General features: G+C 50.2%; 1 protein-coding gene. It reads left to right on the forward strand.

Annotated features, from left to right (window positions below; translation table 11 throughout):
* A partial coding sequence (locus A587_RS24415; protein ID WP_036965340.1) for a condensation domain-containing protein occupies positions 1-812 on the forward strand: 812 nt, incomplete at both ends.

The raw sequence follows: 812 nt of genomic DNA on the forward strand, positions 1-812 counted from the left end.
ACCTGTGGTGCATGCGTTGCCATTAGATCACGCCAGACCTGCGGTGCAGAGCTTTGCAGGTGCTTTCCATATCTCCCATATCAATAAAAGTACTTATAAGGCTTTGACGAGCTTGTGTCAGGCGCAGGGGGCTACTTTATTTATGGGACTGCATGCTGCATTTTCGGTGTTGCTGTCCCGTTACAGCAATGAACAAGATATTGTTATTGGCACGCCGGTGGCGAACAGAGAGCAGGTAGAAGTGGCCGGTTTGATAGGTTTCTTCGTTAATACCTTGGTGCTACGGAGCGACTTATCTGGTAAGCCGAGTTTCCAGGCGCTGCTAGAGCAAAGTAAAAACATGCTGCTGGACGGTTATGCCCATCAGCAGGTGCCGTTTGAACAAATTGTTGAGCGTTTGCAGCCGGAGCGGAGCCTGAGCCACAGCCCGTTATTCCAAGTGATGCTGGCGCTGCAAAATAATGATGAAGGCAGTTTAACATTACCGGATCTCAACCTCTCTATAGTGGAGGCTCGGGAAGGGGAAAGTGCAAAGTATGATTTAACGTTAAATGTGGTTGAAAGTGAGGATAGCCTAGGTCTAGGGTGGGGCTATAATACCGCTTTGTTTGAGCGCGACACAATAGTGCGTATGGCGGAGCATTTTGAGGTCTTGTTATCCGCTCTGGTACAGGCTCCTGAGCAGGATGTCTTTAGCCATGAGCTGGCGACGGCGCAGGAGCGGGAGCAGTTACTTGGGCGCTGGAATAATGCCACGGCAGAAGTACCATTGGAGTACTGTCTCCATGAACTCTTTGCTGAGCAGGCTGATC

It is taken from the genome of Pseudoalteromonas sp. NJ631 (assembly GCF_000276645.1).
GTDB classification, from domain to species: domain Bacteria; phylum Pseudomonadota; class Gammaproteobacteria; order Enterobacterales; family Alteromonadaceae; genus Pseudoalteromonas; species Pseudoalteromonas piscicida.